The 14871-nt window shown below is 38.6% G+C and carries 7 protein-coding genes; 5 read left to right on the top strand and 2 right to left on the bottom strand.

What is annotated here, in order from left to right; translation table 11 throughout:
• Positions 1 to 111 precede the first annotated feature (111 nt).
• From dnaE to BMX24_RS10950, 4 genes are all read left to right on the top strand, one after another.
• Complete coding sequence (gene dnaE, locus BMX24_RS10965; RefSeq protein WP_089792464.1) at positions 112 to 4788, top strand: DNA polymerase III subunit alpha; 4677 nt, start codon at positions 112 to 114, stop codon at positions 4786 to 4788.
• A gap of 352 nt (positions 4789 to 5140) precedes the next feature.
• Positions 5141 to 7900 (top strand): T9SS type A sorting domain-containing protein, encoded by a 2760-nt coding sequence (locus BMX24_RS10960; RefSeq protein ID WP_089792462.1) that lies wholly within the window; start codon positions 5141 to 5143, stop codon positions 7898 to 7900.
• A gap of 341 nt (positions 7901 to 8241) precedes the next feature.
• The gene (locus tag BMX24_RS10955) at positions 8242 to 10098 is read left to right on the top strand and encodes a T9SS type A sorting domain-containing protein (protein WP_089792460.1); all 1857 of its coding nucleotides are present in this window, start codon (positions 8242 to 8244) and stop codon (positions 10096 to 10098) included.
• Between the two features lie 138 nt (positions 10099 to 10236).
• Positions 10237 to 12213, top strand: coding sequence for a T9SS type A sorting domain-containing protein (locus BMX24_RS10950; RefSeq protein WP_089792458.1), 1977 nt, complete (start codon positions 10237 to 10239; stop codon positions 12211 to 12213).
• Positions 12214 to 12673: 460 nt separating this feature from the next.
• Here BMX24_RS10950 and BMX24_RS21185 read toward each other — a convergent pair whose 3' ends face one another.
• Both BMX24_RS21185 and BMX24_RS10945 read right to left on the bottom strand, forming a co-directional pair.
• A complete protein-coding gene (locus BMX24_RS21185; protein ID WP_170835688.1) occupies positions 12674 to 12832 on the bottom strand; it encodes a hypothetical protein in 159 nt (52 codons plus the stop codon).
• Between the two features lie 44 nt (positions 12833 to 12876).
• Positions 12877 to 13704, bottom strand: a complete 828-nt coding sequence (locus tag BMX24_RS10945) for an ion transporter (protein WP_089792456.1) — start codon at positions 13702 to 13704, stop codon at positions 12877 to 12879.
• Between the two features lie 250 nt (positions 13705 to 13954).
• On the opposite strand from BMX24_RS10945, the gene BMX24_RS10940 reads away from it, so the two are divergent.
• Complete coding sequence (locus BMX24_RS10940) at positions 13955 to 14803, top strand: hypothetical protein (protein ID WP_228404785.1); 849 nt, start codon at positions 13955 to 13957, stop codon at positions 14801 to 14803.
• The last annotated feature ends 68 nt before the right edge of the window (positions 14804 to 14871 follow it).

Genomic DNA, 14871 nt, shown 5'->3' with positions numbered 1-14871 from the left:
TATCTTTTTTAATAGTAGCCATAGACAGAATTGTTTAGTTGAAGTAAGATTGATTTGGAAAAATTGAGCTAACTTTACATTCTCTTTTAATTAAAAGCTAGAAAAAATTAGATGTATTTAGTTTTTGACACAGAAACAACAGGATTACCAAAGAATTTCAATGCTCCGCTTTCAGATTCAGACAACTGGCCAAGAATGGTTCAGATCGCTTGGCAGCTGCATGATGACGACGGAACATTAATTGAAAATCAGGATTATATTATAAAACCTGAGGGATACGACATTCCCTTCAACGCCGCGAGGATTCACGGGATTACTACAAAAATTGCGAATGAAGAAGGTCGCGATCTGCAGGAAGTTTTAGAAGAATTTTCAAAAGTTTTAGACAAAGTACGGGTCGTTTCCGGGCACAATGTAGAGTTCGATTACAATATTGTAGGAGCCGAGTTTTTCAGAAAAAACATCAAAGACAACCTTCAGGAAAAGCCGAAAGCCGATACCATGATTTTAGGAACGAATTTTTGCCAGCTTGGAGGCGGAAAAGGCGGAAGATTCAAATCTCCTAAGTTGGAAGAGCTTTACGAAAAGCTTTACAATCATAAATTCGATGAAGCCCACAACGCTGCTGCCGACGTGAATGCAACGGCTCAGGTGTTCTTTGAAATGATGAGAATAGGGGTGATTCCTGCCGAGGTATTGAAAATTTCGGAAGATCAGCTTGCTTATTTTAAAACCCTGTATCCGGATCCGATCAAGCCGTTCAGCATCGTTATCAGAAGGCAGGTTGCAGATTTTCACAATAAGAAAAAACAACAGGATTTCGGAAGTATTGACGAGATTGATCTTGGAAAATATTTCAACTTCGACAATCACAGTGTTTTCTCAACACTGTCTGCTACGTCCAGCATTAATGATTTGATAAATAAAGCTATAGAAGATAATTTCCCAGCCGTCGGAATGGTGGATCTCGGAAATATGATGGGGGCTTTCAAATTCGTTTCTGCAGTGGAAGGGGCAAATGGTGACAGGGCAAAAAAACATAAAGAATATTTAGCAAAAAAACAGGAAGCCGAAGAAAAAGGAGAAGAATTTAATGAAGCAGAGCCGGTTTCAGAGCCATTGATTCCTGTAGTGGGCTGTGAATTCTATATCTCAGACCGTTACGAGCAGAAACAGTTTACCAAAGACGATCCCGACAGAAGAACGCAAGTTGTTTTGTTGGCGAAAGATTTTAATGGATATAAAAATTTAGCAAAACTTTCAAGTATAGGTTTTTTAAAAGGATTTTACTTTGGAGTTCCAAGAATAAGCCGCGACCTGATTGCTCAATATAAAGAAGGTGTAATTGCTTTAACATCGGGGATTAACGGGGATATTCCGGATGCGATTCTTAATACCGGTGAACAAAAAGGGGAGGAGCTTTTCAAATGGTGGAAAGAAACTTTTCAGGATGATTTCTATGTTCAGATTCAGAATCACAAATTGCCTGAAGAAGAGCATTTAAATGATGTTTTATTGCATTTTGCAGATAAATATAATGTTAAAATTTTAGCCCAGAACGAAACATATTATACTGATAAAGGCGATTCTAATATTCAGGATATTGTAAGCTGTATTAAAGACGGTGAAAAACTGTCAACACCCGTTGGAAAAGGGTTTGGAAAAAGAAGAGGTCTGGCAACGGGAGAATATTATATTAAAAACGCCGATGAAATAAAGGAAACTTTTTTAGCGTATCCTGATGCTTTTGAGGCGTACGAAGAGTTTTTTGCGAAGTTTAAGCCTTATACTTTAAAAAGGGATGTACTTCTACCGAAATTCGATATTCCGGCAGAGTTTATTCACGCTGAAGATGAGGTTGATGGCGGAAAGCGTGGTGAGATGGCTTATCTTACTTATTTAACATACGAAGGAGCCAAAAAAAGATATGTAGACACCGGAATAACCGATGAAATCAAGGAACGTCTGGATTTCGAATTGGAAGTAATTGCCAATACGGGATATCCGGGATACTTCCTTATTGTGCAGGATTTCTGTAACGAAGCTCGCAAAATGGGAGTTTGGGTAGGTCCGGGAAGGGGATCTGCGGCAGGTTCTGCAGTTGCTTACTGTATCGGAATTACCAATGTAGACCCAATTAAGTATGATCTCCTTTTCGAGAGATTCCTGAATCCGGAAAGGGTTTCCATGCCGGATATTGATATCGACTTTGATGATGAAGGAAGGGATAAGATTATCAAATGGGTAATCGATAAATACGGACAAAATCAGGTGGCACAGATTATTACCTATTCAGTTTTGGGTGGGAAATCTGCAATTAAAGATGCCGGAAGGGTTTTGGATGTCCCGATTCCCGATACCAATAATATTGCAAAGCTTGTTCCGTCTACACCGGGGATGAACATTGCGAAAGCTTTAGCAAAATATGATAAATTAAAACCGGAAGAACAGCAGCTTGTTGATGAAATGAGGTTCGTTCTCGACAGTCCCACAGATCCTCGACATGACGTTTTGGCGAGTGCCAGAAAGATGGAAGGCTGTATCAGGAATACCGGAATCCACGCCTGTGGGGTGATCATTACGCCGGAAGATGTAAGTAATCTTGTTCCCGTGACGATTGCTGCAAAAGATGCTGATATTTTGGTGTCTCAGTTTGATAACTCGGTGGCGGAAAGTGCAGGTCTTCTGAAAATGGACTTCCTGGGTCTGAGAACATTAACGATCATTAAAGATGCTTTAAAACTCGTTAAGGAAAGACATGGAGTGGATATCGATCCGGATTTGATTCCTTTGGATGATACGAAAACATATCAGTTGTTTAAAGAAGGAAGAACGGTAGGGATTTTCCAATACGAAAGTCCCGGGATGCAAAAATACATGAGGGAGCTGAAACCAACGGTTTTTGCCGACCTTATTGCCATGAACGCCCTTTACCGTCCGGGTCCGATTAAATATATCCCAAACTTTATCAACAGGAAGCACGGAATTGAGGAAATTGTTTACGATTTACCGGAAACAGAAGAATATTTAAAGGAAACTTACGGAATTACCGTTTATCAGGAGCAGGTAATGCTTTTATCTCAGAAATTGTCCAACTTTACAAAGGGTGAAGCCGATACATTGAGAAAGGCAATGGGTAAGAAACAGATTGATGTTCTTAATAAAATGTATCCGAAATTCATCGAAGGCGGACGCAAAAATAACCTTGATGAAGGAAGATTGGAAAAAATCTGGAACGACTGGAAAGCCTTTGCAGAATATGCCTTCAACAAATCCCACTCGACCTGCTATGCTTTTATCGCGTATCAGACGGCATTTTTAAAGGCCAATTATCCCGCAGAATATATGGCGAGTGTGATGAGTAATAACATTAACAATACCGATTCGATCACCATGTTCATGGAAGATTGTAAGAGTATGGGTGTGGATGTTCTGGGACCTGACGTTAATGAATCTCAATACAAATTCTCGGTAAACGAAAAAGGCCAGATCCGTTTTGGTCTGGGTGCGATCAAGGGAATTGGGGAAGGTCCGAGTGAGGCGATCACAAGGGAAAGGGAGAATGGAAGATTTAAAAATATTTATGACTTCTTCGAAAGAATTCAGCCTTCGCAGATGAATAAAAGGGTTGCGGAAAGTTTGGTATTGGCAGGTGCTTTTGACGAATTGGATAACTTCCACAGAGGTCAGTATTTTGATATTGATATGGCGGGAAGAACCAATCTGGAGCGATTAATCCGATACGGACAAAGCTTCCAGGAAAGTAAAAACGAGATGGAAAATTCTCTTTTTGCGGATTTTGCGGAAGAAGTTCAGATCGAGCAGCCGAAATTACCGCCTTGTCCGGAATGGCCGAATATGCATAAGCTTAATAAAGAAAAGGAAATCATCGGTTTCTATCTTTCTGCGCATCCGTTGGATGAGTTTAAATATCAATACCAGTTTATGCAGGGGCAGCTTTCTAAAAAAGCGGTTTTGGAAAAAGAAGAAGAGGTAAAACTAGTGGTAGATGAGGTTCCGATTCTGGAAAAAGATTCTATTGATGAAACAGCTGATTTGATAGAAATTGTATCCGATGAATTGCTGACAGGCGAAGAGGAAATTGTAGAAGAAATAACGAAAAAAGCAGAGCCGAAAGGGGTATTCCATTTCCTGAATCTTGATGAGGTGGATGCCTACAAAGAACAGGCTTTTGCGAATAAGCAGGAAGAATTGTTTGAAGAAAAGAAAAAAGACTGGAAAACCATTCAGAAAGAAAGAGAAAACGGCGGTGGCGGAAAAGAATATACCGTAGCTGGGCTGATTACTGAATATCGCGTACAAGACGGTTTCAGAAGCGGCGAAAAAGTGGCTTTTGTGACGCTGGAGGATTATTCCGGGTCGTATTCTTTCAGGCTGGGAGACAGGGATTATATGAAATTGAAGGAAAAGCTTGAGGTTCAGAGGTTTGTTATTCTTAAAATTAAATTTGCCCAGGTGAAAGACGGACGTGTTTTCGTGAATGTAAACGATGTTATTGAGCTTCAGGAAGCGTTTGAAAGGTTTGCAAAAAGCATTTCGCTTGTCATGGACGTGATGGATTTCAGACCGGAAGATCTTACATTTTTCAGAACGGTGCTGGAAAGAAACCAGGGCAATCAGAAGCTGAAATTTTATATTAAAAATATTGATGATGATTCCCGTGTTGAGCATCTGGAAGTACAGTCGATGAAACATTCGGTGAATCTGAATGGTGATCTGATCAAAGAAATCCAATTGTTGAATAAATATGATTTTTATCTGAATTAAAGGGAATATTTTCGCATAAAACGACAATAAAAGTGGCTTTTTTAAAGTCACTTTTTTATTTTGAATTAATTTAAATTATAGAAAATTTTAACTTAAAAATATTTCTGGATTTGTTGAATTATGAGGATTTAAATTGTGGTATGTAAAAGTAGAGTTATTTGTTTAAAGTATTGATTTTAAATATTTTAAAAATTATCATTTATTTGTGAATTAATTAATTTATTTTGCATAAATATTTTTATTTGTTAATTAAATTGATATTTTGTTGTTTAATTCTTAAGTGATTTTAACTTTTAATGAATTTAGTTTAATATTTTTTTTAAATTTACCCAATAATTCAATATTCCTTCATATGAAAAAACTAAATCTACTCTTTTTACTCTTGACAAGTATCATGGCATGTCAGCTGTATTGGGGGCAAAGCTTTTCGGTGGCAACGTGTTCATCGAATGTAGACAACATCACCTATTCGGTAATGAGAAGTAATACAACGGCAAATGAGAAACAAAGGATGGCTTTTATTATCCCGGCTTCTCAATTGGTTGATATTGCAAATGGTACCATCACTTCTACGTATTTCAGACGGGCTACGGCTTCCGGAAGTTTGAATGCGGGAACTACCTTTAAAATTTATCTAAAAAACACAACGGCTACAGATTTTGGTTCCGCTGCTCCGGATTGGGCTACGGAAACGGGTGCTGCGACTTTGGTGTATGATTCTAATCCACAGACTGCAGTGGGAAGTACATCCGGTTATAAACAATTTCAGCATTCTACGAATTTTGTGTATACGGCAGGAAGTAATCTGGCAGTGTATACAGAATATGTTCAGACGACGGCTCAGGCTTCTACCATTTATTGGCAGTATGAATACAGCGGGCCTTGTATCAATACTTCAAACAGTAACACAACGAAATATCTAGGTACAACAGGTACTTTCGGGGCAACGCTTACTTCTACCAACTACAGAAGACCTATTATTGCATTTGATGCAACGGTACCTCCGCCAACGACACCACCTTCTTGTACTACGGTTTCTGCTCCGGCAAATGCGGCTACGGGAGTTTCTGTAACGCCTACTATTACATGGGCTGCAACACCGATTACATCAAGCTATGTAATCAACATGGGAACAACACCGGGCGGAACAAATATTATGAATGGAGTAGATGTAGGAAACGTAACTTCTTACGCAATTCCTTCTGCAACACCGCTAAGTTATTCTACACAATATTACGTAACTGTTTTCCCGAAAAATGTTATCGGGCAAGCTACAGGCTGTACCGAAAGTACTTTCACAACATTGGCAATGCCTTGTCCGACGGTAAGTTCACCGGCAGCAGCAGCTACGGGAGTTTCTACGCTTCCTACTATTGCTTGGGGAGCCGTTACCGGTGCAACGGGCTACAGACTGACAGTAGGAACTACTTCTGGAGGTACGGATATTATTAATAATGTAGATTTAGGAAATGTGACTTCTTATACATTTTCTGCACCGTTAAACCCGACAACTACTTATTATTATACAGTTACTGCTTACAATGCAACGACCAACTCAGGAACAGCATGTACGGTAAGATCATTCACAACTACGGCAACGCCACCGCCTGCTAATGATAATTGTTCTGCGGCAGTTGACTTGACAGTAAATCCTGACCTTACCTGTGGAGCTACAACTCCGGGGAATACTTTAGGAGCATCTTTATCTATGGCTGCTGCACCTTGTAATGGAAATCCGGATGATGATGTTTGGTTTAAATTTGTAGCAACAAGCACAGTGCATGTAGTAACTTTATCAAATATTGTTTCTACAGGAACAACCACTGCTTCAGATATGTACTTCCAGGTATTGGGCGGAACATGTGGTTCTCAGACGAGTTTATTATGTTCAGATCCGAATACGGGAACTGTAAGTGGTTTAACGCCGGGACAGACGTATTATGTAAGAGTTTACACATATTCAGGGGCTGGATATAATGCAAGTTTCAATATCTGTATCGGAACTCCGCCGCCGCCGCCTGCAAACGACGAGTGTGCTAATGCTGTAGCGTTAACGGTGAATCCTGATTTAGCTTGCGGGGCTACAACTGCAGGTACTACTTTAAGTGCTACCAATTCTAATATCGCTGTTACTCCATGTACTGGTACTGCGGATGATGATGTTTGGTATACTTTTGTGGCAACTTCTACGGCACATACGATTTCGTTGTCGAATGTGGTTTCTACAGGTAGTTCATCGTCTACAAGTTTATATACACAACTATTCAGCGGAACATGCGGTACTTTAACAAGTGTTGCCTGCGGTACTACAAATACGACTACTGTAGGAGGATTGACACCTGGGCAGACCTATTATGTAAGAGCTTATAACAGCAACGGTTCTGGATACAGCAACAGCTTTAATATCTGTATCGGAACTCCGCCGCCGCCGCCTGCAAATGATGCTTGTTCAGGAGCAGTAGCTTTAACGGTTGGAGGAAACTTTGCAGCCAATGCCATTACTTCTACAAATGCAGGAGCTATCACAGATGGTACTACATCTTGTCAGACAAACAGAGGAGACAATGTTTGGTTCAGCGTAGTGGTACCGGCAAGTGGAAGTGTCACTTTCGAAACACAGGGTGTTACCGGTTCAGGATTTACAGATACGGTGCTTTCTGTTCATTCAGGAACTTGTGGTTCTTTAACAAGTATTGCTTGTGATGATGACAGTGGAGTAGATAATTTTTCTTTAGTTACGGTAACAGGCCAGACTCCTGGAGCTACATTATACGTAAGTGTATGGAGATATACAGGAACAGCCGGAGGAGGAAGTACAACAGGAGAGTTTATGCTGTCTGCTTACGATGCTTCTCTATTGGCGACAAACGAAGTTGCGGGTAATAAAAATATGATTAAAGCATATCCGAATCCGTTCTCTGAAGTATTGAATATCTCTGATGCAGCTAAAGTGAAAAACGTTTTGGTGAACGATATTTCAGGAAGATTAGTAAAAACTATTGCTAATCCTGGAGCTGAGCTTCATTTAGGGGAATTAAAACAAGGATTGTATTTAATCTCATTAGAAATGAAAGACGGATCTAAACAAACGATAAAAGCTATCAAGAAATAACTTCTGAAACATTTTTAAAGTAAATAGCGGCTGGTTTTAGCCGCTATTTTTTTTTGAATTATTTTATGCTATGAATATTAATTTATTTAATTATTTTATTATGTTAAGTCATGAAGAGTGGTTATTTCATGATTTTGTGACTAAAATATAATCAATTGACAATCAATGTTTTATTTGAAAAATTAATTTTATAAATTTTATAATTAATTTAAATGTTTGTTTAAAAATGTTTAATAAATAGATTTATTTTAATTTTTAATATTAATATTTTATGAATTTTTAACATTCTTATTTGAATTTATTGTTAATTTTAAAAACCTAATATTATTTTTTTACTAAGTATGAAAAAACTTTTACTCGCGTGCATGATCGCTCTGGGGATAGGAGCATCGGCGCAAATTTCGCTAGGAAGCGGAACATCTACAGGTGTAATGCCTGTGTTGACAAACTGGGGATACACATATTCTCAACAGATTTTTGCAAAAAGTGAACTCAACGCTGCAAGCTCAGGAAATATTACCGGCATAAAGTTTTATCTGGGAGCAAGCTCAGTCATTACCAATTCTACGACATGGAAGGTGTATATCGGTCATACGACCAAGACTTCATTCAGTTCTTCATCAGATTGGATTCCATTGGCATCGCTTACTCAGGTTTTCGATGGTGAAATTTCCAATACCGGCGGTGAAGTTACCGTTACATTCTCAACTCCTTTTGCGTACAACAATACAGACAATCTTGTGATTGCAGTGGATGAGAATAAAGCAGACTATGATGCAGATAATTATTTCTATACATTCAGCGGTGTTTCGAACAGCTCTATTTATTATAGAAGTGATACCAACAATCCGGATCCGACAGGGACGCTTCCGTCAGCATCGTCGAGAAGTGCAACCAAATCAAGAATTACTTTCCTAGGATTGTCACCAAATGCTCCTGCATGTCCTTCTGTAAGTGCACCTGTGGCGGCAGCAACTGGAGTTTCGGTTTTACCTACCATCAGCTGGGCGGCAGCTGCGACAGCAAGTTCATATAAAATCAACCTGGGAACTACTCCTGGAGGTACTGATATTATGAACATGGTGGATGTAGGAAATGTTACAAGTTATACCTTAACCACTCCGCTTAATTATAGCACTCAATATTACCTTACGGTTTATGCTACGAATGTTGCCGGTACTTCTGCAGGATGTACGGAAAGAAGCTTTACGACAGGAGGAATTACTTGCCCTACTGTAAATTCACCGGCAAACAATGCTACCGGTCTTTCACTTCAGCCTACAATTTCATGGTCGGCTTCTGCTGGTGCATCAGGATATAGATTATCAGTGGGAACAACAGCCGGAGGTACAAATATTGTAAATAACGTAGATTTAGGAAATGTTACGTCATATACTTTCTCCTCACCACTAAGCATTAATACAGATTATTATTATACTGTTAATGCTTATGCAGGAGGTGCTACCAGTGCTTCTTGTACGGAAAGAAAATTCACCACGATTGCTACAACACCTGTTGCAAACGACGAATGTACGGGAGCGATTTCATTAAATCCGGGAGGAAACTTTGACCAGAATGCGATTGTAGCAACAAACGTAAATTCAACAAATAATACGATTGCTACTTGCCAGACTTCTTCAAACAATAATGTTTGGTATTCTGTAGTAGTTCCTGCAAGCGGAAATATTACATTGGAAACTAAAGGCGTGACGGGATCAACCTTTACAGATACAGTAATGTCGGTATATTCCGGAACTTGCGGAGCTCTTACTTTAATCGAGTGTGACGATGATGATTCTACAGACGGATTATTCTCATTGATCTCTCTTACAGGTCAGACACCGGGTGCTACATTGTACGTCAGTGTTTGGAAATATACCGGAAATTCAAGTGTTACAGACGGAGAATTTAAGATTTCAGCATATGACGCTTCATTAGCTCTTGCTACAAATGAAGTGAAAGGAGATGCTAAAAATGCTGTCAAATTATATCCGAATCCGTTCTCTGAAGTATTAAATATTTCTGATGCTGCTAATGTGAAAAATGTTTTAGTAACAGACGTCTCAGGAAGATTGGTGAAAACCGTTGCCAATCCTGGTTCAGTTCTTCAGTTGGGGGAATTAAAACAAGGAATGTATATCGTAACATTAGAGATGAAAGACGGTTCCAAGCAAACGATAAAAACAATTAAAAAATAATTTTCGATTATTATTATAAATAACCATAGCGGCTAATTTTTTAGTCGCTATTTTTTTTGGAAAAAAATCCTATTATTAATGCTCATATACGAAGTTTATTATTAAATTAGCAGTTAAATCAGCAAAATATATTAGTTTATGACAAAATTTCTACTCTCATGCTTATTGTTCTTAAGTATGACCCTCTCGGCCCAAATAGATTTGGGCGCCGGAAGCACCGATGTTGGAGTCGCTCCAATAAGTACCTATTATGGTTATTCGTATGTGCAGCAAATTTATACCAAGCAGGAAATCAATGCCAATGCTGCGGGAAACATCACAGGACTGAAGTTCTATATGGACCCGGCAATGTCTATTGCAAGTTCTTCGCAATGGGTAGTATATCTGGGACATACTACTAAAAGTTCATTTACTTCGGATACCGACTGGGTTCCTTTGGCACAGCTTACGCAGGTATATTCCGGTACTGTGACCAACGCAAACGGAGTAATTGAAGTTACTTTTGCCACACCTTTCCCGTACAACAACACGGATAATCTGGTGTTGGCAGCGGAAGAAAACTCTTCTGGATATGATAGTAATGATTACGATGAGGTAATCTATGTCTACCCGGGAGCTTCCAATTCTCTTCTTTATTACAAAAATGATTACACAGATCCGGATCCGGCATCTCCACCTACGATGGACGCGCAATTGCAAGGATATAAATCTGTTGTAACTATTTTAGGATTAACGGCTAGCCCGATTCCGGCTTGTCCATTGATTACTTATCCGGGCAACAATGCTACTTTTGTACCTTTGACACCTACCATTACATGGAACAATTCTTCAGGTGCAACAAGTTACAAAGTTTCGATCGGAACTACTCCGGGAGGAACAGATGTGGCCAACCAGGTAACTTCGGCTACAAACAGCTTTACACCTGCAACACCATTAGCACCAAACACAGTACATTATGTAAAAGTAACAGCAGTAGGTCCTGGAGGAGAATCTGCGGGATGTAGCCAATTGTCATTCACAAGTGCGCCACCGCCACCAACGAATGATGAGTGTGCAACAGCAGTTACTTTAACGGTAAACCCTGATCTGAATTGCGGAACCGTAACACCAGGATATACTATCGGAGCTACAGATTCCGGAACTATTCCTGATCCTTGTTATGGAACTCCGGACGATGATGTTTGGTTTAAATTTGTAGCAACAGCTGCTACACATAAAATTTCTCTTCTGAATATTCAGTCGGTAGGAACCAATGCGGATGATACAGATACTTACTTCCAGGTTTTCAGTGGAGGATGTGGAGCATTATCAAGCATTTTATGTTCAGATCCGGCTTCGGGAGTTGTTACAGGCCTTACAGTAGGGGAAACTTATCTTGTAAGAGTGTATAGCTATTATGACAATGGAAGCAACCAAAGTTTTGACATCTGTGTAGGAACATTCCCTCCGCCACCGGCAAATGACGAATGTTTTGGAGCATTAACAGCTTCTACGTTCCCATACACTTACGTACAAAATGACGGTGCGGGTGCTACCAATAACGCAGGAATGATCACAGCTTGTTCAAGCAATGATATGAATGACGGTACATGGTTTACTTTCGTAGGAGATGGTGATACATTCAATATTACCGTTACAATGCCTGCAGGAAGTGATTTTGACCCTCAGATTGGTGTTTTCAGCGGAAGCTGCTCAGCTTTATCTTGCGAAAATACAGTAGATGACGGAGGTCAGGGAGGTACGGAAACAGTATCTATTCCTACACTTTCAGGAAACACGTATTATATCAATGTTGGACAGTACAGTGGATGGTCTGATGAACCGGAAGGAGCATTTACCATCAATATCACCAAAGGAGTGTTAGCAACTTCTGATGTGAAGGCAAACAAAAACACGATTAAGCTTTATCCGAATCCATTCTCAGATGTGTTGAATATCTCAGATGCGGCGAATGTAAAATCGGTTTATATTTCTGATGTTGCCGGAAGATTGGTAAGACAGATCGAAAATCCTGGTTCAGTGCTTCAATTGGGAGAATTGAAACAAGGAATGTATTTGGTAACTCTTAATATGAAAGATGGTTCTAAGCAGACTATTAAAACAATTAAGAAATAATCAAACTTTATAGAAAAAAATAAAGGCGGCTCTTAGAGTCGTCTTTTTTTATGGTTAAAATATTTTTCCGTGAAATATAATTTTGTTTGAAAAAGTGTTTTGGTTTTTATTAAAAATATTAAAATGATTAATTTAAATTCAATTATAAAGTAAAATTGTAAGTATTCTCACTCTGTAATGAAGAATTTAAAATAAACTTTTTCAACATATTTTTTTTGAAAGAATATTTTAAGTTCTTAAAATTGCTTCAGGATTAATGCAAAAATGGATTTCTATTTCTGATATTTTAAAGTTTTTTAAAATTGTGTGTGAAGATCGGGATAGGAGTGTATTGATTAATTTATTTATAACCAAGGTGGTTGAACAGCTGACCATAATAGCTGTTAAAGTAATATTTAGTTTATAGTACAATGAGGAAAGGTGGCAATTTGCCACCTTTTTGTATGTTTGTTAAAAGAGTTTATTTGTTGGGTACGGGCTGCAGATCACCAGTGTTCAGACTTGAGAAAACAGCCGGGAAAAATGTTACAAGGATAAAATAGACGATGACCATCAGTACAACTAAAGCAAAAAGTATAATTACTAAACTGTTGGGTTTGTTTTTCTTTTTCGGTTCCATGATTTTTGCGGTATTTAGTTAATATTTTAAAGTGATACTTAATACTAAGCTAATTTCTTGCCACACTGCTTACAATATCTTGCATCATCATCAATATCTTCATTTCCGCATTGTTCACATGTTTTTTCCAGGTTTTGCCTTTTGTTGCGCATTTCTGCGGTTACAATTCCCGTGGGAACAGCAATAATGGAATAACCCGCCAACATTAAAATAACAGCAAAAAACTTCCCCATCGGAGTAATGGGAGAAACATCTCCGTATCCAACAGTAGTTACCGTAACAACCGCCCAATAGATCGATTGCGGAATGGTTTCAAAGCCCGGTCTTCCTCCTTCCACCATAAACATCAGCGAGCCGACAATCACCGAAAAGATAATCAGAAACAGCAGAAAAATGTAGATTTTTCGTGAACTGTTCTTTAACGCTCTTACGATGAGGTAACCATCATTCATGAAATCCAGCAAATTGAAAATCCTGAAAATCCTCAGCATTCTCAACATTCTGAAAATCAGGAAATACTTGGTAACCGGAATGAAAAGGCTCAGGTAAAAAGGTATCAATGCCAGAAAATCGATAATTCCGAAAAAGCTGAAAATATAATGTTTTTTATTCTTTACAATGGCAATTCTGGACATGTATTCTACCGTGAAAATCAAAGAAATGATCCATTCTAAAATAATAAAAGTATAATGGAACTTTTCGTCCAGTTTTGGGACACTTTCCATCATGATGATGGTGGTGCTGATAAGGATTAAAGAGAGTAAAATGATATCAAACAGTTTTCCAAGCTTCGTATCGGAACGGTAAATTATTCGATAAAGATGTCTTTTCCAGAGTTTGTCTTCGGGAACAAGGTTATGTTCTCTTTCCATCAGGTTTTTATTTATTTCACAACGAAGTTAATAATTTTAAAGTTCAGATCAAGGAATATTTGATTGTTAAAATGTTTTCTGAAATGTTAAAAGTTTTTTCATCATTTAATTGTGAATTATTACAGTTTAAAGTAATGGTTTTCAGTGACTTAATTAATGTAAATTTACGAATAAAATATGACATATAAAAGTTATTTTTTTAACATAAATTAAAGCAAAGAATGTATTTTTATTCTATAAAACTAACATCATGATAAGAATTTTTACACTAATGATCCCAATTTTTCTGTATGGTTTATCCTATGCTCAAGTTGGGATCAACACGACTACTCCAAATGGAGCAGCAGTTTTAGACATTTTTTCAAATCAGAAAGGAATTTTAATTCCGCGTCTTTCAGATGCAGACAGAAACGCAAATTTAGCAGACAACGACCCACTTACAGTCCCTCCTGCAGGTGTTGCCAATGCAAGTCTCACTAATGGCACTCTTATTTTCAATACAACCTCCAATACTTTTCAATATTGGGATGGTGCAGTTTGGAGACAGCTTTTTGTTACCACATCTTCTCAGGCTGGCAACGACGGTGTTGTCAAAGTAAATTCTGGAAACGCAAATGTAAAACCGTCTATTAATCTATCGGCTTCAGGAAGCGGCTATGGCCCCAGACAACAGGTTCTGTATGCTACACCGTTGGTTTTTGCGGCGAGTCCTACAACGAGCTGGCCCGAAACTACGGTTCCTTTTCCCGGCGTAACTTCCAATATTTATCTTTCTGCAACAGGAAAATGGAGAGAAAATGAAATAAACGGACAGGTGCATATCTGGAGGCTTATTGCCAATGTAACTCCCGGTAACAACTCGTCGGGGTCGGTAAAAGCGACTTTCAGAAACCCGGATTCTGGTTTCGAGGTAACTTCTATTCAGTTTTTACCAAGTGGTTCCAGCGGAGTCGGAAATTTACTTACATTTTATTTCTACACCATTGCAGATGCGGCAAGTCTTGATCCCGGAAGAGGTTATCAGCTTTTCGTGGAGTCAGATTCCAATTGTAATGTTCTGGTAGATTCATTCACACGAGTTTCTCTGTTTAAAGATTAGTAATAGTTTATTTTAGCTTCAAATCTGAGCCGGCTTTATGGTAAGTCGGTTCTTTTTTTGTTTAAATA

This window comes from Chryseobacterium wanjuense (assembly GCF_900111495.1).
Taxonomy (GTDB): domain Bacteria; phylum Bacteroidota; class Bacteroidia; order Flavobacteriales; family Weeksellaceae; genus Chryseobacterium; species Chryseobacterium wanjuense.
Note: the sequence above shows the minus strand (reverse complement) of the source record. Positions and strands in the feature narration are given on the sequence as shown.

Coding starts and splice junctions, on each gene's coding strand:
- dnaE (WP_089792464.1), top strand. CDS start 112: ATGTATTTAGTTTTTGACACAGAAACAACAGGATTACCAAAGAATTTC.
- BMX24_RS10960 (WP_089792462.1), top strand. CDS start 5,141: ATGAAAAAACTAAATCTACTCTTTTTACTCTTGACAAGTATCATGGCA.
- BMX24_RS10955 (WP_089792460.1), top strand. CDS start 8,242: ATGAAAAAACTTTTACTCGCGTGCATGATCGCTCTGGGGATAGGAGCA.
- BMX24_RS10950 (WP_089792458.1), top strand. CDS start 10,237: ATGACAAAATTTCTACTCTCATGCTTATTGTTCTTAAGTATGACCCTC.
- BMX24_RS21185 (WP_170835688.1), bottom strand. CDS start 12,832: ATGGAACCGAAAAAGAAAAACAAACCCAACAGTTTAGTAATTATACTT.
- BMX24_RS10945 (WP_089792456.1), bottom strand. CDS start 13,704: ATGGAAAGAGAACATAACCTTGTTCCCGAAGACAAACTCTGGAAAAGA.
- BMX24_RS10940 (WP_228404785.1), top strand. CDS start 13,955: ATGATAAGAATTTTTACACTAATGATCCCAATTTTTCTGTATGGTTTA.